General features: G+C 70.5%; 18 protein-coding genes and 1 tRNA gene. 8 read left to right on the top strand and 11 right to left on the bottom strand.

What is annotated here, in order from left to right; all coding sequences use genetic code 11:
* Positions 1–134: 134 nt before the first annotated feature.
* Together OG574_RS27660 and OG574_RS27655 are read left to right on the top strand one after the other, a co-directional pair.
* The gene (locus OG574_RS27660) at positions 135–1,718 is read left to right on the top strand and encodes an aromatic amino acid ammonia-lyase (RefSeq protein ID WP_398377919.1); all 1,584 of its coding nucleotides are present in this window, start codon (positions 135–137) and stop codon (positions 1,716–1,718) included.
* Positions 1,715–2,548 (top strand): MurR/RpiR family transcriptional regulator, encoded by an 834-nt coding sequence (locus OG574_RS27655; RefSeq protein WP_100597922.1) that lies wholly within the window; start codon positions 1,715–1,717, stop codon positions 2,546–2,548. The genes OG574_RS27660 and OG574_RS27655 overlap by 4 nt, the downstream gene beginning before the upstream one ends.
* A 301-nt stretch (positions 2,549–2,849) precedes the next feature.
* Here OG574_RS27655 and OG574_RS27650 read toward each other — a convergent pair whose 3' ends face one another.
* Positions 2,850–4,247: a cystathionine beta-synthase gene (locus tag OG574_RS27650; protein WP_326775402.1), complete on the bottom strand. Its 1,398-nt coding sequence runs from the start codon at positions 4,245–4,247 to the stop codon at positions 2,850–2,852.
* 171 nt (positions 4,248–4,418) lie between these two features.
* Between OG574_RS27650 and OG574_RS27645 the strand changes: the two genes are divergently transcribed.
* The 3 genes from OG574_RS27645 (at position 4,419) to OG574_RS27635 (ending at position 7,916) form a co-directional block, all read left to right on the top strand.
* Positions 4,419–5,450 carry an SGNH/GDSL hydrolase family protein gene (locus tag OG574_RS27645; RefSeq protein ID WP_199842041.1) on the top strand — a complete coding sequence of 344 codons (1,032 nt, stop codon included), beginning with the start codon at positions 4,419–4,421 and terminating at the stop codon, positions 5,448–5,450.
* A 173-nt stretch (positions 5,451–5,623) separates the two neighbouring features.
* A complete protein-coding gene (locus tag OG574_RS27640; protein ID WP_326775401.1) occupies positions 5,624–6,844 on the top strand; it encodes an acetyl-CoA C-acetyltransferase in 1,221 nt (406 codons plus the stop codon).
* Between the two features lie 253 nt (positions 6,845–7,097).
* Positions 7,098–7,916: a hypothetical protein gene (locus tag OG574_RS27635; protein WP_326778640.1), complete on the top strand. Its 819-nt coding sequence runs from the start codon at positions 7,098–7,100 to the stop codon at positions 7,914–7,916.
* 52 nt (positions 7,917–7,968) lie between these two features.
* Here OG574_RS27635 and OG574_RS27630 read toward each other — a convergent pair whose 3' ends face one another.
* Positions 7,969–8,280, bottom strand: a complete 312-nt coding sequence (locus OG574_RS27630) for a hypothetical protein (RefSeq protein WP_100597918.1) — start codon at positions 8,278–8,280, stop codon at positions 7,969–7,971.
* Between the two features lie 102 nt (positions 8,281–8,382).
* On the opposite strand from OG574_RS27630, the gene OG574_RS27625 reads away from it, so the two are divergent.
* Positions 8,383–8,613, top strand: a complete 231-nt coding sequence (locus tag OG574_RS27625; RefSeq protein ID WP_326712632.1) for a DUF4287 domain-containing protein — start codon at positions 8,383–8,385, stop codon at positions 8,611–8,613.
* 113 nt (positions 8,614–8,726) lie between these two features.
* Here OG574_RS27625 and OG574_RS27620 read toward each other — a convergent pair whose 3' ends face one another.
* From OG574_RS27620 to OG574_RS27605, 4 genes are all read right to left on the bottom strand, one after another.
* Positions 8,727–9,614: a Bax inhibitor-1/YccA family protein gene (locus tag OG574_RS27620; protein ID WP_326775400.1), complete on the bottom strand. Its 888-nt coding sequence runs from the start codon at positions 9,612–9,614 to the stop codon at positions 8,727–8,729.
* A 67-nt stretch (positions 9,615–9,681) separates the two neighbouring features.
* A complete protein-coding gene (locus OG574_RS27615) occupies positions 9,682–11,046 on the bottom strand; it encodes an MFS transporter (RefSeq protein ID WP_326775399.1) in 1,365 nt (454 codons plus the stop codon).
* A 71-nt stretch (positions 11,047–11,117) separates the two neighbouring features.
* Positions 11,118–12,293, bottom strand: coding sequence for a 4-hydroxybenzoate 3-monooxygenase (locus OG574_RS27610; RefSeq protein WP_326775398.1), 1,176 nt, complete (start codon positions 12,291–12,293; stop codon positions 11,118–11,120).
* Between the two features lie 212 nt (positions 12,294–12,505).
* Positions 12,506–12,589: transfer RNA gene (locus tag OG574_RS27605), tRNA-Leu, on the bottom strand.
* Between the two features lie 391 nt (positions 12,590–12,980).
* On the opposite strand from OG574_RS27605, the gene OG574_RS27600 reads away from it, so the two are divergent.
* Positions 12,981–13,751, top strand: coding sequence for an ABC transporter ATP-binding protein (locus tag OG574_RS27600; protein WP_326775397.1), 771 nt, complete (start codon positions 12,981–12,983; stop codon positions 13,749–13,751).
* A gap of 71 nt (positions 13,752–13,822) precedes the next feature.
* Positions 13,823–16,354, top strand: coding sequence for an ABC transporter permease (locus tag OG574_RS27595; RefSeq protein ID WP_326775396.1), 2,532 nt, complete (start codon positions 13,823–13,825; stop codon positions 16,352–16,354).
* 62 nt (positions 16,355–16,416) lie between these two features.
* Here the strand turns inward: OG574_RS27595 and OG574_RS27590 are convergent, their stop codons facing one another.
* The 5 genes from OG574_RS27590 to OG574_RS27570 form a co-directional block, all read right to left on the bottom strand.
* Positions 16,417–17,715 (bottom strand): cyclopropane-fatty-acyl-phospholipid synthase family protein, encoded by a 1,299-nt coding sequence (locus tag OG574_RS27590; protein ID WP_326775395.1) that lies wholly within the window; start codon positions 17,713–17,715, stop codon positions 16,417–16,419.
* A gap of 236 nt (positions 17,716–17,951) precedes the next feature.
* Positions 17,952–19,349, bottom strand: coding sequence for an NAD(P)/FAD-dependent oxidoreductase (locus tag OG574_RS27585; protein ID WP_100597910.1), 1,398 nt, complete (start codon positions 19,347–19,349; stop codon positions 17,952–17,954).
* 422 nt (positions 19,350–19,771) lie between these two features.
* On the bottom strand, positions 19,772–20,716 hold the full coding sequence (locus OG574_RS27580) for a Ppx/GppA phosphatase family protein (protein WP_326775394.1): 945 nt from the start codon (positions 20,714–20,716) through the stop codon (positions 19,772–19,774).
* Positions 20,713–21,243: a DUF501 domain-containing protein gene (locus tag OG574_RS27575; RefSeq protein ID WP_100597908.1), complete on the bottom strand. Its 531-nt coding sequence runs from the start codon at positions 21,241–21,243 to the stop codon at positions 20,713–20,715. The genes OG574_RS27580 and OG574_RS27575 overlap by 4 nt, the downstream gene beginning before the upstream one ends.
* A 107-nt stretch (positions 21,244–21,350) precedes the next feature.
* Positions 21,351–21,839 carry an FtsB family cell division protein gene (locus OG574_RS27570; RefSeq protein ID WP_326775393.1) on the bottom strand — a complete coding sequence of 163 codons (489 nt, stop codon included), beginning with the start codon at positions 21,837–21,839 and terminating at the stop codon, positions 21,351–21,353.
* Positions 21,840–21,852: the final 13 nt, after the last annotated feature.

The raw sequence follows: 21,852 nt of genomic DNA, 5'->3' as shown, positions 1-21,852 counted from the left end.
CTGCATATCGTCATGCAGAGTTCTCTGTATCTGAATAAGTTGTCAATGCCCCGGCGCACATCGCCAGGTAAATCGCTGGTTAACGCAGCCGAGGAACGAGACAAGACGTCCGTTTGAGGAGGGTTTGGCGCACCATGTCGTCTCACATCGCGGACACCGCGGGTAAGCCCCGAATGACGGCCACCCCGGGCCTCACGCCCGTCGTCGTGCTCGACGGACACGGTCTCCCCGTGCCCGACGTCGTACGCCTGGCCGACTCCGCCGCCCGGCCCGTGCCCGGCACCGACGCCATGAAGCGCGTCGAGGAGTCCTGGAACGCCGCCCGCGAGATCGCCGCCTGGGGCCGCGTCTACGGCCGCTCCACCGGCGTCGGCGCGAACCGGAACGAGGACGTGCCCACCGAGGCCGCCGCCGACCACGGCCTGCGCCTGCTCCGCAGCCACGCCGGCGCCATCGGCGACGAGCTGCCCGCACGGCAGGTCCGCGCCATGCTAGCCGTCCGCGCCAACCAGCTCCTCGCCGGCGGTGCGGGGCTGCGGCCCACCGTCGTCACCGCGCTCTGCGAAGCCCTGGAGGCCGGCGCCTACCCCGTCGTGAACGAGTTCGGCTCCGTCGGCACCGGCGACATCGCCGCCCTCGCCCAGATGGGCCTCGCCCTCGCCGGCGAGCACCCCTGGCGCGGCGACGGCGCCCCCGACGCCCAGCCCCTCGACAACAACGACGCCCTCGCCCTCATCAGCAGCAACGCCCTCACTCTCGGCCAGTCGGCCCTCGCGCTCCACGAACTGCGCGACCTGATCTCCGCCACCCAGCTCGTCGCCGCACTCTCCCTGCTGGCCGTCGACGGCTCCTACGAGGCGTACGCCCTGCCCGTCCACGAGGCCCGCCACCACCGCGGCTCGTACGCCGTCGCCGCCCGCATGCGCGCGATCCTCGGGGCCCCCGAACGCCCGACCCCGCCGCTGGGCCGCATCCAGGACCCGTACGGCTTCCGCTGCGTCCCCCAGATCCACGGCCCCGCCCAGGACGCCGCCGACGCCCTCGAAGACGTACTCACCGTCGAGATCAACGCCGCCGCCGAGAACCCCCTCATCTCCCCCCAGGACATGGCCGCCTACCACCACGGCGGCTTCTACATGGCCCAACTCGCCCTGGCACTCGACCACTTCAGGCTCGCCATCGCCCAGGTCGCCCGGCTCTCCACCTCACGCCTGTCCACCCTCAACGAACCGGCCTACACCCGTCTGCGCCCCTTCCTCGCCGACGGCGAACCCGCCTCCTCGGGCGTGATGATCCTCGAATACGCGGCCGGAGCGGCCCTCGGCGACCTGCGCGCCTTCGCCGCCCCCGCGTCACTCGGCCACGCGGTCCTCTCCCGCGGCGTCGAGGAACAGGCCAGCTTCGCGTCCCTCGCCGCCCGCCAGACCCTGCGCATCTGCGAGGCCTACCGCCTCGTCGTCGGCTGCGAACTCGTCGCCGCCGTACGGGCGTTGCGCCAGCGCGACATGCACCCCGACCCCGAACTCCCGGTCGGCCGCGCCTTCGCCCTCGCGGATACGGTCCTCGACCAGGACGCAACCGACCGCCCCCTGACGGAAGATGTCACCCGGGCCGCGGCGGGACTCCTGGACAGCTTCACCCGCATCGCCGACGGAACAGACGGACCGGCCACAGCCACCGCAACAGCCGGATCAGACCGCCCTGGGGGGACGGAATGAACGACAGCCCTGCCGCACGACTCCAACAGCTCTTCGAGGTCCACCGCCTGACACCCACTCAGCGCCGCATCGCCCACTGCATGGTGCGCCGCGCCGCCGACGTCCCGTTCCTCTCCTCCGTGGAACTCGCCGAACTCGCGGGAGTCAGCCAGCCCTCCGTCACCCGCTTCGCGGTGGCACTCGGCTTCGACGGCTACCCCGCCCTGCGCAAACACCTGCGCGAGGTCGCCCCCGCCGAACCCGCCACCCCCGCCTCGGCCAACGAGTACCAGCAGGCCGTCGAGGCCGAGATCGAGAACCTGCGTCACCTCGCCCAGCTCCTCGCCGACCCCGCCCCGATCGAACGTGCGGGCCGCCTCCTCGCCGCCTCCCGCCCGCTCCTCGTCCTCGGCCTGCGCGCCGCGGCCTCCCAGGCCTACGGCTTCTCGTACTTCGCGGCGAAGGTCCACCCCGACGTACGGCTCCTCGACGAGGGCGGCACGATGCTCGCCGACCGCGTCGACGCCGCGGTCCGCGCCGGAGCCACCGCGCTCCTCTGCTTCGCGCTCCCCCGCCACCCCAAGGAAGTCGTCGACGCGCTCGCCTACGCCAAGTCGGCCGGCCTCACCGTGATCACCGTCGCCGACTCGGCCTTCGCCCCCGTCGCCAAGCACTCGGACCTGCTCCTGCCCGCCGCGGTCGGCGAGGGCCTCGCCTTCGACACGGCGTGCTCACCGATGCTGCTCGGCCGCGTACTCCTGGAAGCGATGTGCGACAACCTGCCCGAGGCGCAGGCCCGCCTGGAGGAATTCGACGTGCGCGCGGCGGAACGGAGCCTGTTCGTCGAATAGGAGAGCGCTCAGAAGGCTCAGAAGAGTGTTGCGCGGGGACCGCCGCACCCCCGTGAACGGGGGGCGGGACGACGGCGGTCCCCGCGAAGGACACGGAACCGGGTCAGGACCGGGTCACCGCGTCCGCAGGCGTCCGTGGAGGTCCGGGAGCCGCTCCGGAGGTCCTTGACGCCGCTACGGTGCCGGCCTGGGCGGGGAGCCGCTCCCACCCCTGCCGACACCCACCAATGTGCCGGACCCGTGTTAAGCGGGTGCTGCGCGCACGTGTCGCGCTCGTACCGATTGCACGAACCCGCTCCCGTTACTTCCCGCTGCTCGCGCTCTTCGCGAGGAAGGACAACAGGTCCTGGCGGCTGACCACACCCTTGGGCTTGCCCTCCACCAGGACGATCGCCGCGTCCGCGGAGCCGAGCACGGACATCAGGTCCTCCACCGGCTCGCCCGAGCCGACCTGCGGCAGCGGGGCCGACATGTGCTTCTCCAGCGGGTCGCCGAGCGAGGCGCGCTGCGTGAACAGGGCGTCGAGCAGCTCCCGTTCGACGACGGACCCGATGACCTCGGCCGCCATCACGTCCGGGTGGCCGGCGCCCGGCTTCACGATGGGCATCTGCGAGACGCCGTACTCGCGCAGCACCTCGATGGCCTCGCCGACGGTCTCCTCCGGGTGCATGTGGACGAGTGACGGCAGCGCGCCGCCCTCCTTGTCCTGGAGCACGTCGCCCACGCGCGCGCTCGTACCCGTGTCGGCGAGGAAGCCGTAGTCGGCCATCCACTCGTCATTGAAGATCTTGCTGAGGTAGCCGCGGCCGCTGTCCGGGAGGAGGACCACCACCACGTCCTGGGGGCCGAGGCGTTCCGCTACGCGGAGGGCCGCTACGACTGCCATGCCGCAGGAGCCGCCCACGAGGAGGCCCTCCTCCTTGGCGAGGCGGCGGGTCATCTGGAAGGAGTCCTTGTCGGAGACCGCGACGATCTCGTCCGCGACCGTGCGGTCGTACGCCGTCGGCCAGAAGTCCTCGCCCACGCCCTCCACGAGGTACGGGCGGCCGGAGCCGCCGGAGTACACCGAGCCCTCCGGATCGGCGCCGATGACCTGCACGCGGCCCTCGCTCGCGTCCTTCAGATAGCGGCCGGTGCCGGAGATCGTGCCGCCCGTGCCGACGCCCGCCACGAAGTGCGTGATCTCGCCCTCCGTCTGCTCCCACAGCTCGGGGCCGGTGGAGTGATAGTGCGAGAGGGGGTTGTTGGGGTTGCTGTACTGGTCCGGCTTCCAGGCCCCGGGCGTCTCACGCACGAGCCGGTCGGAGACGTTGTAGTACGAGTCCGGGTGCTCCGGGTCCACGGCCGTCGGGCAGACGACGACCTCCGCGCCGTACGCCCGCAGCACGTTGATCTTGTCCGTGGAGACCTTGTCGGGGCACACGAAGATGCACTTGTACCCCTTCTGCTGGGCCACGATGGCCAGGCCGACGCCCGTGTTGCCGCTGGTCGGCTCCACGATCGTGCCGCCGGGCTTGAGCGCGCCGCTCTCCTCCGCCGCCTCGATCATTCGCACGGCGATGCGGTCCTTCACCGAACCGCCGGGGTTGAAGTACTCGACCTTGGCCAGGACGGTTGCCTGAATGCCTTCGGTCACGCTGTTGAGCCTCACGAGCGGGGTGTTGCCGACGAGGCTGATCATCGAGTCGTGGAATTGCACCGTTGTCTCCGGGCTGCGATGGATCTGTGAGGGATCCGCGATGTGATGTGCGGTCAGCGTAAGCCGAGTGCCGCCCCTTCATCGCCTGTTGCGATTGGCCGACCGTACTTACGGGGCAATGACTGGATGTACGGCTGAAAAGGACTACGCAGAGGCAGGTGGCTGCGACGTATGTCGAGGGCGAGGGTGGCACGGCGGATCGCCGCGGGCGCGGCGTACGGCGGCGGCGGTATCGGTCTGGTCGGCGCGGCCGCGGTCGGTCTGGTGATCGCGGAGGTCCAACTGGCGAAGCGGCAGGTGGGCAACCACAACAGGGGAGGCGTGCAGGTCCCGTCCGCGAACGGTCTCTACGGGAGGGTGTTCGCCGAGCGTCCGGCCGCGGAGGTGGCGGAGACGGAGCCGCTGCGGTTCGCGATGCTGGGTGACTCGACGGCGGCGGGGCAGGGCGTGCACCGGGCCCGGCAGACCCCGGGCGCGCTGCTCGCCTCGGGGCTCGCGGCGGTGGCCGAGCGGCCGGTGGAGCTGCGCAACGTGGCGCTGCCGGGCGCCAGGTCCGACGATCTGGACCGTCAGGTCGCGGTGATCCTCTCGGATCCGGACTGGGTGCCCGACGTGTGCGTCGTGATGATCGGCGCGAACGACGTGACGCACCGGATGCCGGCGACCCGCTCGGTGCGCCATCTGTCGGCGGCGGTGCGCAGGCTGCGTACGGCGGGTGCGGAGGTGGTCGTGGGGACGTGCCCGGATCTGGGCACGATCGAGCCGGTGAACCAGCCGCTGCGGTATCTGGCCCGGCGGGCCTCACGGCAGCTGGCGGCGGCGCAGACGATCGGCACGGTGGAGCAGGGCGGGCGCACGGTGTCGCTGGGCGACCTGCTCGGCCCGGAGTTCCTGGCGAACCCACGGGAGCTGTTCGGTCCCGACAACTTCCACCCGTCGGCGGAGGGGTATGCGACGGCGGCGATGGCGGTGCTGCCGACGCTGTGCGCGTCGCTGGGGCTGTGGCCGGAGGAGGAGCGTCCGGACGTGTCGCGGCGCGAGGGTTTCCTGCCGGTGGCCAGGGCGGCGGCCCAGGCGGCCGGAGAGGGCGGCACGGAGGTGACGCCGGCGATGCCGACGGGTCCGAGGGGGCCGTGGGCTTTGCTGAAGCGTCGTAGGCGCCGGCGTCTGACGACTCAGGACCCGACACCGCTGAACATCTAGGGCCCTGTGGCACCCCCGGGCCAGGCTCCCCCTACCCTGGCGGAGCCCTGAGCAAGCGCTTAGAAAAATGCGGTGGGAGTCACACGCGCACACCGGTGACCCGGACAGTACGTAAAGGTAACTTCCCAGCTGGTAGGCGAATAGCTCGTACGCGTAGACCTCTTGGAGCCGTGATGCCCGAAGCCGTGATCGTCTCGACCGCCCGCTCTCCCATCGGCCGCGCCTTCAAGGGGTCCCTCAAGGACCTGCGCCCGGACGATCTGACCGCCACGATCATCCAGGCCGCGCTGGCCAAGGTCCCCGAGCTCGACCCGCGGGACATCGACGACCTGATGCTCGGCTGCGGTCTGCCCGGCGGCGAGCAGGGCAACAACCTGGGCCGCATCGTGGCCGTGCAGATGGGCATGGACCACCTGCCGGGATGTACGGTCACCCGCTACTGCTCGTCGTCGCTGCAGACCAGCCGCATGGCGCTGCACGCGATCAAGGCCGGCGAGGGTGACGTCTTCATCTCGGCCGGTGTCGAGATGGTGTCGCGCTTCGTGAAGGGCAACTCGGACTCGCTGCCGGACACGCACAACCCGCTGTTCGCCGAGGCAGAGGCCCGTACGGCCGCCGTCGCGGAGTCCGAGGGCGCCTCGTGGCACGACCCGCGCGAGGACGGCCTCGTCCCGGACGCGTACATCGCGATGGGCCAGACCGCCGAGAACCTGGCGCGGACGAAGGGCGTCACGCGCGCGGACATGGACGCCTTCGGTGTGCGTTCGCAGAACCTGGCCGAGCAGGCCATCAAGAACGGCTTCTGGGAGCGGGAGATCACCCCGGTCACCACCCCCGACGGCACGGTCGTCTCGCAGGACGACGGTCCGCGCGCGGGTGTCACGCTGGAGGGCGTCTCGGGCCTGAAGCCGGTGTTCCGCCCCGACGGCATGGTCACGGCCGCGAACTGCTGCCCGCTCAACGACGGCGCCGCGGCCCTTGTGATCATGTCCGACACGAAGGCCCGCGAGCTCGGCCTGACGCCGCTCGCCCGCATCGTCTCCACCGGCGTCTCGGGCCTGTCCCCCGAGATCATGGGCCTCGGCCCGGTAGAGGCGTCGAAGCAGGCGCTGAAGCGCGCCGGGCTCGGCATCGGCGACATCGACCTGGTCGAGATCAACGAGGCGTTCGCCGCGCAGGTCATTCCGTCGGCGCGTGACCTCGGCATCGACGAGGACAAGGTGAACATCAACGGTGGCGCGATCGCCGTGGGCCACCCCTTCGGCATGACGGGCGCCCGCATCACCGGCACCCTGATCAACAGCCTCCAGTTCCACGACAAGCAGTTCGGTCTGGAGACCATGTGCGTCGGCGGCGGCCAGGGCATGGCGATGGTCATCGAGCGCCTCAGCTGAGCCTGGTGGCCCGAGGGGCGGGGTTGCGCCTCTGCTGAATCGTGATCCAATCTCCCCCAGGATGTGACGTATCTCCTGGGGGAGATGGTTTTTGCAGGTCAGCAGGGCTCTCAGGGCATAACACCCCTAAACACCCGGCCAAAAGAGCTGTCCATTTCGTGACGTAATGCACTGACAGCAGGATGGTCCAGGCTTCAAGCTGATGTAGGAAGTCGGGGGTCGACTTGAAACCGGGAGTACGTCAGTGAGCGCCATGCCTTTTGCTTTGCTCATCACCACGGCCGCCGCCACGGCCGTGGGCGCCGCTGCCCTGCACACCGTCCACGGACTGCGCAGGCAGATCACCGAACTGCGGGACGAGCTCGCCCATGACCGCGCCATCGGCGCCGGTCGTGGCGTGCCCGCCGCGCGCACCACGCCCGACACCGAGGAGATACGCGCGGCTGTCGCCGACGCCCTCGCCGAGGAGCGGGAGCGCGAGCTCGCCGAGGCGCGTGCCTTCTGGGCCGCGCAGGAGGCGCGGGACGCCTCCGACGCACCGTCCGTGCTCGGTGGCGCGCTGGGGCTCGGTGACGATCTGTTCATGCCGCGCCAGGCCGATTTCGCGGGCCTCGAGCCGGGTCTCGCGGCGGGCCTGGAGCCCGTGGTGGAGCCGGCCGACGCGGGCGCGGACGAGTTCGCGGGAGAATCCGCGGAGCTCGCGGCCGCCCGTCGCCGTCACCCCTCGCACCCCGACTTCGTGCCGGTGCAGTCGCCCGTCTCGGGCGGGAGCAGCGACCACGAGCGGACGGTGGCGTGTCTGGAGGAGCTGGCCGACGCCCGCACCGCGCTCGCCGATGTGCGCCCGGGCCCGCTCGGCACGCTCGACGTGTACGTCTTCGTGGACGGCACGACGCTCTGCATGACCCCCGGCCACCGCGAGACCGCGGAGCAGCTGGCCGCGGCGCTGCGCGAGGGCGAGTCCCCCGTGCTGCTCGGCGGCTCGGGTGTCTCGGGCGCGTACGCGCTCACGTTCGCCTGCGGCCACGAGAACGTCTACATCCTGGCCGACCGGGTCATAGCGTCCGTCTGAGCGCCCCCGCTCTGCTTCCAACTCCACACATCGAAGAACGCGCCGGGTCGGCTCACACCCCGGCGCGTTTCTGTGCCTCCTCGACGAGCGTGAGCGCCTGGGTCAGCTGGGCGGTGTCCTCCAGGACGACGGACAGGTCACGTGCGGCGACGGTGATCTGGTCGGACCCGGCGAACATCCCGGCGTCCGGCATCTCCCGTACGGGTCCCTCCGGGTCCTCCAGGCGCTGTGCCCAGGCGGAGAGTTCCCTGGCGAGGGCGAGCGCCTCGGCGGCGGCCCCTCGCTGGAGCCGGCTCTGCGGCGCGGCGCGCAGCCGGTCGGCGAATCGGTCCACTGCATCCGTCAACGGCGTCGTATCGAGCATGCCGCGACCCTATGCGCCTTCCCTCGACTGTTGCCAACAACCGAACGCTCAGGCACGGTGGCCTGAAGGACCGGCTACATCGCAATGCGTCCGGAGGCGCCGATGTCCCAAGTGTTCTCGCAGGAGACCCATCAGAATCTGCTGGCTCGCATCCCCCACTGCACCGGTCGTGAGATCTCCGACTGGCTGCGCACCGTCGAGGAAGGCCCGTGCTTCCTCCGCTTCGAAGACAAGGTCAGCTGGCTGCGCGGGGAGCACGAGCTCGCGTACGGCCATGCCAAGGCGATCATCCACGAGTACGACCTGCGGCGGGCCGCCCGCCGCCTGGGCTGAGCGTTCCACCCCCGACCCGACCGTCCCCACGACAACCGCACCCATGACCGCACCCATGAAAGAGCCCGCACACCGTAGGTGCGCGGGCCCTTTCAGCTACTACTGCCGGCTGATCAGTCGTTGCCCTGCAGGATCGCGATGAGGCGCAGGAACTCGAGGTAGATCCAGACCAGCGTCATCGTGAGGCCGAAGGCCGCGAGCCAGGCCTCCTCGCGCGGGGCGCCGTACGCGATGCCGTCCTCGACCTGCTTGAAGTCGAGAGCGAGGAAGCACGCGCCGAGCAGCACGCCGATGATGCCGAAGACGATGCCGAGGCCGCCGCTGCGGAAGCCGAGGCCGTCACCGCCGCCGAAGACGGAGAACAGCAGGTTCACCGCCATGAGCAGGATGAAGCCCATGGCCGCGGCCATCACGAAGCCGTAGAACCGGCGGTTGACCCGGATCCAGCCCGCCTTGTACGCGACGAGGACGGCCACGAAGACCGCCATCGTGCCGATCACGGCCTGCATGGCCGCGCCGCTCGCGATGCGGTTGTCGACGATGCTCGACAGGACGCCGAGGAAGACACCCTCGAGGCCCGCGTACGTGAGGATCAGCGCCGGGGACGCCTTGCGCTTGAACGCCTGGACGAAGCCGAGCACCATCGCGACGAGGCCTGCGCCGATCGCGATGCCGTACGACTTGTTGATGTGCGCGTCGTCGACCGGCAGCAGCGCCCAGGCGAGCGCGGCCGTCACGACGAGGACGCCGAGTGTGGTGGCGGTGCGCATGACGACGTCGTCCATCGTCATGCGGCCGGTGGTGGCCGGGGCCTGCGGCGGAGCGCCGTACTGCAGGTCCTGCTGTGCGTAGGGATTCTGCGCGTACGGGTTGTTGCCGGCGTAGGGGTTCCCCTGTGTGCCGACTGCGGGTCCCCCGGCCTGCGGCTGCGCGTTGAAGCCCGCGTAGCCGTTGTCGCGGCTGAACCCCCGTCGCGAGAAGACCGGGTTACTGCTCCTCATCTCACTCCTCCATGGCCACCCTGCGCGGCCTTGCGCTCAAGGGTAATAGGCAGGCAAAGATCCCAGCCTAGTGCTCAGGGAGGATCTTTCCCATCCTGTTACCCGCAACGTCCGGGACATGCCCGGTGTTCCGCCGAACGAGCGGCACCAGGGAGATGGCGACGGCGCCGAGGACCGCGGCCGCGGCGAAGGTGGTGAAGCCGAGGCCCGCGTTGCCTCCGGCGACGACCGCGCCGCCCAGCCAGGGTCCGACGACGGCTCCGGTGCGGCCCACGCCGGTGATCCAGCCGAGGCCGGTGGCGCGCTGGCCGGGCGTGTATACGGAAGGGGCGGCCGCGTAGACCATGACCTGGGCGGAGAACAGCCAGACGCCGGTGACGAAGACCAGGGCGTACGCGACGCCGAGCGGCAGGTGGGCGCGGAGCAGGAAGGCGCCGCAGGCTGTCAGGACGAACCACAGCGCGGACACCCTGGCCGCGCCGAACCGGTCGGCCGCGCGGCCCGCGACGAGCATGCCGACGATGCCGCCCGCGTTGATCACCATGAGGAAGGTGACGGACGAGGAGAGCGAGTAGCCGGAGGCTCGCATCAGCTCGGGGAGCCAGGTGGAGACGCCGTAGACGAGGAGCAGGCCGGCGAAGGAGGCGACCCACAGGAGCGGGGTCGCGGCACGGGTGCCGGGTGCGAAGAGCGAGGCGACGGCGGCGAAGCGGCCCTTGGCGCCGGCGGCGGGGGCCTCGGCGCGGGTCGGCTCGGGCAGCCCGTAGCGGGCGGCGACGGTGTTCGCGTCGGCGGTACGCCCCTTGGCGAACAGGACGGCCGGGGACTCGGGCAGCCATTTCAGGACGAGGGGGACGGCTATGACGGCCGGGATGACGCCGGCCCAGAAGACGACGCGCCAGCCGTGGTCGGGGCCGAGCGCGAGGCCGAGGCCCGTCGCGGCCATGCCGCCCGCGTGGTACGAGGTCATCATCAGGCCGGTGGCGAGGGCGGCCCTGCGGGGCGGGGCGAACTCGGCGACGATCGCGAGCCCGATCGGCATCAGGCCGCCGAGGCCGAGCCCGGCGAGGAAGCGGCCCCCGCCGAACACGGCGGCGCTCTGGGCGAGCGCGCACACGGCGGAGCCTGCGGAGAAGAGGACGACGGAGCCGGTGACCATCGGCTTGCGACCGAGCCAGTCGGTCAGCGTGCCGCAGCCGAGCGCGCCGATCAGCATGCCGAACGTGGTCCAGGAGCCGATCGTGCCGGCGGTGGAGGCGGTGAAGCCGAAGCCCTTGTCGTCGAGGAGGTGCGGCATGACGGCGCCGTAGATGTTGACGTCCATGCCGTCGAAGAAGACGACGAGCCAGCACAGGGCGATGACGGGGGCGACGGCCCTGAAGGTGCGGGGCGGGGAGGGTATGGCGGTGCCGTGGGGGGTGTCGGGGGACATGAGCACTCACTTCGTCGTGGGTACGCGGGGACGGGTGTGCGGCGGTTCGTGGACGGTGCGGTGGTGCGGGCTCAGTCGAGGGGGAAGCCCGTGTAGCCCTCGGCGAGGTCGGTCCCCGCGGCGGACGAGGCCGTGATCCGGTCGAGGTGGGCGCGCTGGATACGGTCGTCGAAGGGCGTCGCGTCGGGGGCGCGGTGCAGCATCGTCGTCATCGCGTACGAGAACCGCTCGGCCTGCCAGACGCGGCGCAGGCAGGTCTGTGAGTAGGCGTCGAGGCGCTCGGTGGAGCCGGTCTTCTGGCGGTGCGCCAGGGCGCGGGCGAAGGTGACGACGTCGCCGACGGCGAGGTTGAGGCCCTTGGCGCCGGTCGGCGGGACGATGTGGGCGGCGTCCCCGGCGAGGAAGAGCCGTCCGTGGCGCATCGGCTCGTGGACGTAACTCCTCATCGGTGTGACGGACTTGGAGGTGATGGTGCCGCGCTCCAGCTTCCAGCCGTCGGCGGTCTCCAGGCGGCGGTCGAGTTCGTCCCAGATCTCCTCGTCGCTCCAGTCGTGGGCGTTCGTCGCCTCGGGGACCTGGAGGTAGGCGCGGGTCACGGACGGGGAGCGCATGGACAGGAGGGCGAAGCCGCGGTCGTGGCGGGCGTAGACCAACTCGTCGTGGGACGGGGCGACATCGGCGAGGATGCCGAGCCAGCCGAAGGGGTACGTGCGCTCGAAGACCTGGGAGACGTCGGCGGGTACGGCCTTGCGGCCCACGCCCCACGAGCCGTCGCAGGCGACGACGTAGTCGCAGTCGAGGACGTCCTCGCGGCCCTCGTGGCGGAAACGGACGCTCGGGCGGTCGGTCTCGGCGCCCTCGACGGCCAGCGCCTCCGCCTCGAAGAGCAGCGGGCCTCCCTCGGCGAGCTGGAGGGCGATGAGGTCCTTGCACACCTCGGTCTGGGCGTAGACCAGCACGGACCTGCCGCCGGTCAGGGCGGGGAAGTCGACGCGGTGGCGGCGCCGGTCGAAGCGCAGCTCGATGCCGTCGTGCGGGAGCCCTTCGCGGTCCATGCGCTCCGCCGCGCCCGCCGCGCGCAGTACGTCGACGGTGCCCTGCTCCAGGATCCCGGCGCGCTGACGCTGTTCGACGTACGCGCGGTCGCGGCTCTCCAGGACGACGGAGTCGATTCCGGCGTTGTGCAGGAGCCGGGCGAGGAGCAGTCCGGCGGGGCCCGCTCCGATGATGCCGACGGTGGTGCGCATGAGTACCTTCTTTTTCGTTCAGCCTTGTTCGCCTGGTGAACTTTCGTTCATAATGTGCTCAGCGGAGTCTCCGCCCGGCTCGATGCGCTGTCAACGGTTCCGGGCCGCAGAAAACGGCACCGGGGCACAGAAAAAAGCCGCGGCGATCGGATTCGATCGGCACGCGGCGACAGGAAACGGCTCGGCCGGGAGCGGCAGGGGGAAGTGGGAGGTGCCCGGAACCGGACTTGAACCGGTACGCCCGCGAAGGGGCAGCGAGGTTTAAGCTCGCCGTGTCTGCATTCCACCATCCGGGCAGGCCGTGGGCTCCGCAACGAGGTTCCGAGCCTATCGGGACAGATCCCCCGAACAGCGGAACGCCCGCTCGATGTTGTCTTATTTTATTGACGTCTGAGGGTGCATCAGACCACGGTAGCCGCCATCAGCACATGCCGCAGGCCCTTCCACAGCCCTTGGCGCCCTCGCCCCCGTCACCGTGGATTGACGGGATTTCACCTCCCGCGGTGATCTTCGCTCTCAGGGTCACGGGTCATCCCCAGGTATGACCCGACCGGCTCCGGTCCCTCCGAAGTCGCCCCCAGGAACCGGAACAGCGGCTGACTTCACGGCCCTCTACGGCCACGACGATGGAGAGGTCCCTCCAACGGGACCCCGTCCCCACCCGTCGTCCGACAGGAGCACCCTTCCGTGACCACCACCCCCATCGCCGGCAAGGCCACCGCAGTGGCCGCGCGCGCCACGGATCTGTCCAAGGTCTACGGACAGGGCGAGACCCAGGTGGTCGCCCTCGACCGGGTCTCCGTCGACTTCCGCCAGGCCGAGTTCACCGCGATCATGGGCCCCTCCGGGTCCGGCAAGTCGACCCTGATGCACTGCGTCGCCGGCCTCGACAACTTCTCGTCGGGCTCCGTGCGCATCGGCGACACCGAGCTGGGGTCCCTCAAGGACAAGCAGCTCACCAGGCTCCGCCGGGACAAGATCGGCTTCATCTTCCAGGCGTTCAACCTGCTGCCCACCCTGACGGCCCTGGAGAACATCACACTCCCCATGGACATCGCGGGCCGCAAGGCGGACAAGCAGTGGCTGGAGAACGTGATCGCGATGGTGGGCCTGTCCGACCGGCTCGGCCACCGGCCCTCGGAGCTCTCCGGCGGCCAGCAGCAGCGCGTGGCCGTGGCCCGCGCCCTCGCCTCCCGGCCCGAGATCATCTTCGGTGACGAGCCGACCGGAAACCTGGACTCGCGCTCCGGCGCCGAGGTCCTCGGCTTCCTGCGCAACTCCGTACGCGAGCTGGGCCAGACCGTCGTCATGGTCACCCACGACCCGGTCGCCGCCGCCTACGCGGACCGCGTGATCTTCCTCGCCGACGGCCGCGTCGTCGACGAGGTGTACGCCCCGACGGCCGACTCGGTCCTGGACCGCATGAAGCAGTTCGACGCCAAGGGCCGTACCAGCTGACGCCCGCCCGCACAGCCGCCGCCCGCCGCCGCCTCGACGCCTCGTCGCCGTACCCCTGGACTGAGTAACCCATGTTCCGTACCGCCTTGCGCAATGTGTTCGCGCACAAGGCCAGGCTCCTGATGACCGTGCTCGCCGTCATGCTCGGCGTCGCCTTCGTCTCCGGCACCCTGGTCTTCACCAACACCATCTCCGACGCCTTCCAGAAGAGCTCCGCCAAGGGCTTCGACCAGGTCGACGTCGCCGTCACGCCCGAGATCGCCGAGTCGAAGGGCGACAAGGTCGCCGAGGACCCGAAGCTCACGCAGGCCACCCTCGACCGGGCCGCGAAGACGCCGGGCGCCGCGTCCGCCATCGGCGTCGTCAGCGGCTTCGCGGCCGTCGCCGACAAGGACGGCAAGCTCGTCGGCAACGGCTTCTCCACCCAGGGCGCCAACTACTGGGGTGACAACGACCCGCGCTACCCGCTCAAGAGCGGCAGGGCGCCCAGCGGCAAGGGCGAGGTCGCGCTCGACTCGCAGACCGCGAAGCGCGCGGGCTACAAGGTCGGCGACACCGTACGGATGTCCATCGACGGGCCCGTCCTGACGCCCACCGTCACCGGCGTCTTCACCACCGAGGACGGCAACGTCGCGGCCGGCGGCAGCCTCGCCCTGTTCGACACGGCGACCGCGCAGCAGCTCCTGCACAAGCCGGGCTCGTACGACGAGATCGACGTCAAGGCCGCCGCCGGCACCAGCCAGGCCGCCCTGCGGAGCGCGCTCGACAAGGCCCTGCCGAAGGACCAGGCCAAGACCACGACCGGCAAGCAGCTCGCCGACGACCAGGCCGAGCAGATCTCCTCCAGCATGAGCTCGATGAAGTCGAGCCTGCTGGTCTTCGCCGGGATCGCGCTCTTCGTCGGCGTCTTCATCATCGCCAACACGTTCACGATGCTCGTCGCCCAGCGCACCAAGGAACTCGCGCTCATGCGGGCCGTCGGCGCCTCGCGCAAGCAGGTCACGCGCTCCGTCCTCGCGGAGGCGTTCATCGTCGGCGCGGTCGCGGCGGTCACCGGTCTGGCGGCGGGCATCGGCATCGGCGCCGGGATGCGCTCCCTGATGGGCGCGACCGACGCGCAGATCCCCGACGGACCGCTCGTGGTCTCGCCCGGCACGATCGCCACGTCCCTCGTCGTCGGCGTCGTCATCACGATGCTGGCCGCGTGGCTGCCGGGCCGCCGAGCCGCGAAGATCCCGCCGGTCGCGGCGATGAGCAGCGTGCACGCCACGGCAACCACCCGCTCCCTCGTCGTACGGAACACCATCGGCGCGCTGTTCGCGGCGGCCGGCATCGCCGCCTCCCTCTACGCCACGACGATGAGCGACGGCACCTCGGCGCAGGCCCCCCTGGGCCTCGGCGCGGGCCTCCTCGTGATCGGCGTCTTCGTCCTCACCCCGCTGCTCTCGCGCCCGCTGATCGCGGCCGCGGGGCCGGTCCTGCGCGTCTTCGGGGTCTCCGGGAAGCTGGCCCGCCAGAACGCCGTCCGCAACCCGCGCCGCACCGCCGCGACCGCCTCCGCCCTGATGATCGGCCTCACGCTGATCACCGGCATGACGGTCATCGCGGGCAGCGCCCAGCAGGCCATCGACAAGATGGCGTCGTCCGCCCTCAAGGCCGACTACGTCGTCTCCATGGCGAACATGAACTCCCTGTCCCCCGAGGTCGCCGGCAAGCTCGCCAAGGTCGACGGCGTCACCGCCACCAGCGGCCTGAGCAACTCGCCCTCACGCATCGACGGGCAGACCGAGTTCCTGACCGGCGTCAACGGCGCGACCATCGGCTCGCTGACCGACCTCAAGGTCGACAGCGGCACCTTCCGGATCGGCGGCCGTGACGTCGTCGTGGACGACAAGACCGCGAAGGACCACGGCTGGCGCACCGGCTCGACGTTCACCACGAACTTCGAGGACGGCAAGAAGCAGCAGCTGGCCGTCGCCGGGGTCTACGAGGGCAACGACATGATGCGCGGCATCATGCTGGACTCCGCCGTCCTGACCCCGCACGTCACGGACCCGTCCGACATGCAGGTCATGGTGAAGACCGACGGCGGCACGTCCGCGGCCGCCAAGGACCGCATCGAGAAGGCGCTCGGCGACAACCCGGCGATCCTCGTCCAGGACAAGCAGGACATCTCCAACGCGATCTCGAAGATGTTCACGCTGATGCTGAACATGCTCTACGGCCTGCTCGCCATGGCGGTCATCGTCGCCGTCCTCGGCGTCATCAACACCCTCGCCATGTCCGTCTTCGAGCGCTCGCAGGAGATCGGCATGCTGCGCGCCATCGGCCTCGACCGCAAGGGCATCAAGCGCATGGTGCGCCTGGAGTCCCTGGTGATCTCGCTGTTCGGCGGCGTCCTCGGCGTCGGCCTCGGCGTGTTCTTCGGCTGGGCCGCGGGCAAGCTGATGGCGACGTCCCTGACGACGTACGAGCTGGTCCTGCCCTGGGGCCGGATCGGGATCTTCCTCGTGCTGGCCGCCCTCGTCGGCATCCTGGCGGCCCTGTGGCCGGCCCGCCGCGCGGCGCGGCTGAACATGCTCGCCGCCATCAAGTCGGAGTAGCGATACGGCGGATGGGGCGCACCGGCCGAGTGCCGGTGCGCCCCATCCGTGTGTCCGGGCCGTCAGTTCCAGGTACGCGCCCGCAGGGGCATACCCGGGTCGCCCGACAGGGGCGTCTTCACGGCGAGGATCTGGTTCACCCCGATCTTGTTGCGCTCGAAGCTCAGCGCGCACGCGGCCATGTACAGGCGCCAGATGCGGGCCCGGCCGGGGCTCGTGAACTTCACGGCCGCGGGCCAGGCGGCCTCCAGGTTGGCCACCCAGCGGCGCAGCGTGAGCGCGTAGTGCTCCCGGATCGCCTCCAGGTCCCTGACCTCGAAGCCGGCCCGCTCCAGGATCCCGGTGGTCGTGCCGACCGGCGCGAGCTCCCCGTCCGGGAAGACATACGCGTCGATGAACTCGTCGACCTCGTACGTCGACTCGTCCTTCTGGGGGCGTCGGCCGATCTGGTGGTTGAGGAGCCTGCCGCCCGGCTTGAGGAGGGCGTAGAGCGCCTCGGCGTACTCCAGGTACCGCTCGGAGCCGACGTGTTCGGCCATGCCGATGGACGAGATCGCGTCGAAGGGCCCGTCGCGCACGTCGCGGTAGTCCTGGACCCGGATCTCCACCCGGTCGGTGAGCCCCTCCTCGGCGACCCGCTTACGGGCGTACGCGGCCTGCTCCTGCGAGAGCGTCACGCCGACGACGCCGACGTCATACTCGCGGGCGGCGTGAATGGCCATGGAGCCCCAGCCGCAGCCGACGTCGAGCAGGCGCTGACCGGGCGCGAGGCCGAGCTTGCGGGAGATGAGTTCGAGCTTGTCGCGCTGGGCGTCCTCGAGGGTGCCGTCCGGCGAGGCCCAGTACGCGCACGAGTAGACCATCGAGGGGCCGAGCACCAGCTCGTAGAAGTCGTTGCCGACGTCGTAGTGGTGACTGATGGCCCGTCGGTCGCTGCGCTTGGTGTGCAGATGCAGGCGGCCGTGCCTGCGCATCTCCTCACCGGGCGGGGCGGGCGGCAGGAAGGGTCCGGCGAGCTTGACCAGCTCGGCGACGGCGGCCCTGACCCTGGGCTCCTTCAGTGCCTCGACGAGGCTCCTGCTGTCCTCCTCGGGGCGCTCCCAGATGAGTCCGGCCATCCGGCCGAGGGCGTCGTACAGATCGCCCTCCACGTCCAGGTCACCGGCCACCCAGGCGCGGGCCAGGCCGAGTTCTCCCGGCTTCCACAACAGGCGGCGCAGGGCGCGGCGGTTGCGTACGACGAGAGTGGGTCCGGCGGGCGGCCCGGCCTCCGAACCGTCCCAGGCGCGAAGCCTGACGGGGAGCGGTACTCCGAGTAGCTGTTCGGCGAGGTTCTTGAGCCGCTGTGCGGCGTCCTGCATGGCGCACACCTCCGTGATGGGAGACGATCCCGGAATCGTCCAACACCACGTAAACACCAACGGGCCGCTCTCGCAGTCCCGTTACTGCGTTACGGATCGGCAAAATACATGTAGCAGGCATGTATATCGGCGTGCCGGGTCGGTTTCCGGGCGGTCCCGGGCGGCTCCGGGAACGCCGAAGGGGCGCTCGCACCACGGATGGCGAGCGCCCCTTCAGGGGTGTTACTGGACCGGGGTCAGGAGGCCTTGGCCTTCTCCTCGACCTTCGGAGCCTCGGCGACGGCCGGGGCCGGCGCCGGCTTGGCGGCCTCGTAGAACTCCTCGCGGGGAGACTCGAGGGCACCGAGCGCGGTGATGTCGCGCTTCTGGAACATGTTGAGCGTCCACTCGGCGATCACACGGGTCTTGCGGTTCCAGGTCGGCATGGCGAGCCCGTGGTAGCCACGGTGCATGTACCAGGCGAGACGGCCCTTGAGCTTGATCTTCATCTTGCCCATGACGATCATCGCGACGCCCTTGTGCAGGCCGAGACCCGCCACCGCGCCCTTGTTGCTGTGGCTGTACTCCTTCTGCGGGAAGCCCCGCATGCCGGAGACCACGTTGTCGCCGAGGACCTTGGCCTGGCGCATGGCGTGCTGGGCGTTCGGCGGGCACCAGGCGCGCTCGGCCGGCGTGCCGTTCTTGACGGCCACCAGGTCCGGGACCTGGGCGTTGTCGCCCGCGGCCCAGATGTAGTCGCTGCCCTGCACCTGGAGGGTGGTCTGGGTGTCCACGTGGCCGCGGGGGCCGAGCGGGAGACCGAAGCGCGCGAGGGCCGGGTTCGGCTTGACGCCGGCGGTCCACACGACGGTGTTGGAGTCGACCTCGAGGCCGTTGCTGAGCACGACGTGACCGTCGACGCAGGAGGGCATCGTGGTCTTCAGGTAGACCTCGATACCGCGGGACTCCAGGTGCTTCCTGCCGTACGTGCCGAGCTCGGGGCCGACCTCGGGCAGCACCTTGTCGGCGGCGTCGACGAGCACGAAGCGCATGTCCTCGCGCTTCACGTTCTTGTAGAACTTGGCCGCGTCGCGCGCCAGGTCCTCGACCTCACCGATCGTCTCGGCGCCCGCGAAGCCACCGCCGACGAACACGAAGGTGAGCGCCTTGCGGCGGATCTCCTCGTCGTTCGTGGACTCGGCCTTGTCGAGCTGCTCGAGCACGTGGTTACGCAGGCCGATGGCCTCCTCGACGCCCTTCATACCGATGCCGACCTCGGCGAGGCCCGGCGTCGGGAAGGTGCGGGAGACCGCGCCGAGCGCGATCACCAGGTAGTCGAAGGGAACCTCGTACGCCTCGCCGACGAGCGGGGCGACCGTGGCGACCTTGCGGTCCTGGTCGATGGTGGTGACCCGCCCGGTGAGAATCTCGGCTCCGGGCACAGCGCGTCGCAGCGGGACGACGACGTTGCGCGGCGAGATGCTGCCGGCGGCAGTTTCGGGGAGGAAGGGCTGGTAAGTCATGTACGAGCGCGGGTCCACGACCGTGACGGTCGCTTCCGCATAACGCATCTTCTTGAGAATGCGTCGTGCTGCGTACAGGCCTACGTACCCACCGCCTACTACGAGGATCCTGGGACGCTCCGTGGTGCTCATGCCATCGAGTATCCACCTGTCCGGAGGGGGTCGCTCGTGCGCCCCTTCACAAGCATGGAGAGGGCCTCTGCTACACTTCGCCGCCCACGTGACGGACGTCATGGCCCCAGCGGGGAACCACGGTATAACGCCGGTCGTTCCACACCCCTGTTGAGCTGCCGCTCCGGGCATTTGGCGGGGGTGGACCACTCGCCCGGTTCATCTGTCCGAAACAAGTCTGGAACGCCCCGCGCGTCAGCCGCCAGGGCCCCAGGACCCCCTTCCGCGGGCCATCTGACCCGGAACCTCGCCCAACGGGGCCGAATTCCTTGTGAAGAACTTCACGAACTTTCCCGACGGGGTGTCGCCGGAGCGTGTCGCCCCCCTCCAGGAAGAGGCCGGGAGAGGGGTCTTGGAGGGGCCGGGCACCTTGGACGGGCGGGCTAGGCGATCGACCAGGCAATGCCGTCGAGGATGTCGTGCTCGCTCACCACGACCTCCTTGGCGCCGATCCACTCCATGATCAGGCGCAGCACCAGTGCGCCGGAGGCGATGACGTCGACACGGCCCGGGTGGATGACCGGGTTCAGGGAGCGCTGGTCGTGCGTGGACGTCACCAGCCAGTCCGTGAGCTCGGCGACGCGCTCGTAGGAGATACGGGAGTGGTGGATGGCCACCGAGTCGTACTCGGTCAGGCCGAGCGCGAGGGCGGCGACCGTCGTCACGGAGCCGGCGAGGCCGACGAGCGTGCGGGCCGCGGTCAGCGGGACGGTCTGCGTCACGAGGTCGAGGGCCGCGACGACGTCCTCTCGGACGGCCTCGATCTGCGCGGGCGTCGGCGGGTCGGTGACCTGGCCGTCCTCCCCCACGAGGTGGCGCTCCGTCATACGGACGCAGCCGATGTCGACGGAGCGCGCGGCCACGACCGTGTCCTCGCCGACGACGAACTCCGTCGAGCCGCCGCCGATGTCCACGACGAGGTAGGGCTTGTCGAGGTCGGCCCGGCCCGTCAGCTCCTTCGTCGCGCCGGTGAAGGAGAACTCGGCCTCCTGGTCACCGGTGATGACCTCGGGCTCGACGCCCAGGATGTCCATGACCCCGCGCACGAAGTCGTCCCGGTTCTCGGCGTCGCGGGACGCGGACGTGGCCACGAACCGGATCTTCTCGGCGCCGTGCGCCTTGATGACCTCGGCGTACTCGCGGCAGGCCGCGAAGGTGCGCTCCAGCGCCTCGGGCGCGAGCCGTCCCGTGCGGTCCACGCCCTGCCCGAGCCGCACGATCGTCATGCGGCGGTCCAGGTCGACGAGTTCGCCCGTCACAGGGTCGGCGTCGGCGACGAGCAGGCGGATCGAGTTCGTGCCGCAGTCGACGGCGGCGACCCTGGTCACTCGCTCTCCTCGGGCGCGGCCGACACGCACGGGCCCTTCGCCCACCACTCGGGCAGCATCGCGATGGCCTCGTCGCCGAGCGGGTTCACACCCGGGCCCGCGGCCAGGGAGTGGCCGACCAGGACGTGCAGGCACTTCACCCGGTCCGGCATGCCGCCCGCGCTCGGGAAGCCCTCGAGGACCTCGATGGCGTCGCGGCGCGCGATGTAGTCCTCGTGCGCCTTGCGGTACGCGTCCGCGAGCTCGGGGTCCGTCGAGAGGCGCTCCGTCATCTCCTTCATGACGCCGTTCGCCTCCAGGGTGCCGATCGCGGACGCGGCGCGCGGGCACGTGAGGTAGTACGTCGTCGGGAAGGGCGTGCCGTCCTCGAGGCGCGGGGCCGTCTCGACCACGTCCGGGTTGCCGCACGGGCAGCGGTGCGCGATGGCCCGCAGGCCGCGCGGCGGGCGGCCGAGCTGCTCCTTGAACGCCTGGATGTCGGCGTCCGTGGGCGTGGTCGGCTCGGTCTGGGGCGGGGGCGTGTCCATGCCTGGGGGCTTTCCTTCAGTGAACTTCGGTGGGGGTACTACGGGTTCGGGCTCGGGGCTTCGGGCTTGCGGCTTGGGGCTTCGGCTTCGGGCGTTGGTGAGACGGGTCAGTTGTCGGGGCGGTCGGCCTTGTCGACACCGTCCCAGACGTTCGAGTACCAGGGCCGGCCCGCCGCGCCCTGCTCGGAGCGGGTGCGCTTCGCCGCGTCGGGGTCGCGGGCGATGTAGCCGGTCTCGCCCGGCATCACCAGGTGGAGCCGGTCGCGGATCCGCTGCTCCGCGTACGAGTCGTCCTGCCAGCGCGCCTTCTCGTCGCGCAGCCTGTCGACCCTGCTCTGGGCCTCCTGCTGCTGGCGCTGGAGATCGGCGATCTCACCGCGCTGGGAGACGTACTGCCTTATGGGGTAGGCGAGCGCGACGACCAGGGTGCACAGGACGAGGGCCAGGAGTGCCGCGCGGCCGGTGAGGCGGGAGCGGCGGGCCTGGCGTCTGGTCTGTGAGCGGTAGACGCGCTCGGCGGTCTGCTCGCCGAGCAGACGTAGCCGGGTCGCGGTGGAGAACCGGTCACGGTCCCTGTCCCGGACTCTCCCGGCCATCTTCGCGCCTCCC

The sequence above is a fragment of the Streptomyces sp. NBC_01445 genome, from assembly GCF_035918235.1.
Lineage (GTDB): Bacteria > Actinomycetota > Actinomycetes > Streptomycetales > Streptomycetaceae > Streptomyces.
Note: the sequence above shows the minus strand (reverse complement) of the source record. Positions and strands in the feature narration are given on the sequence as shown.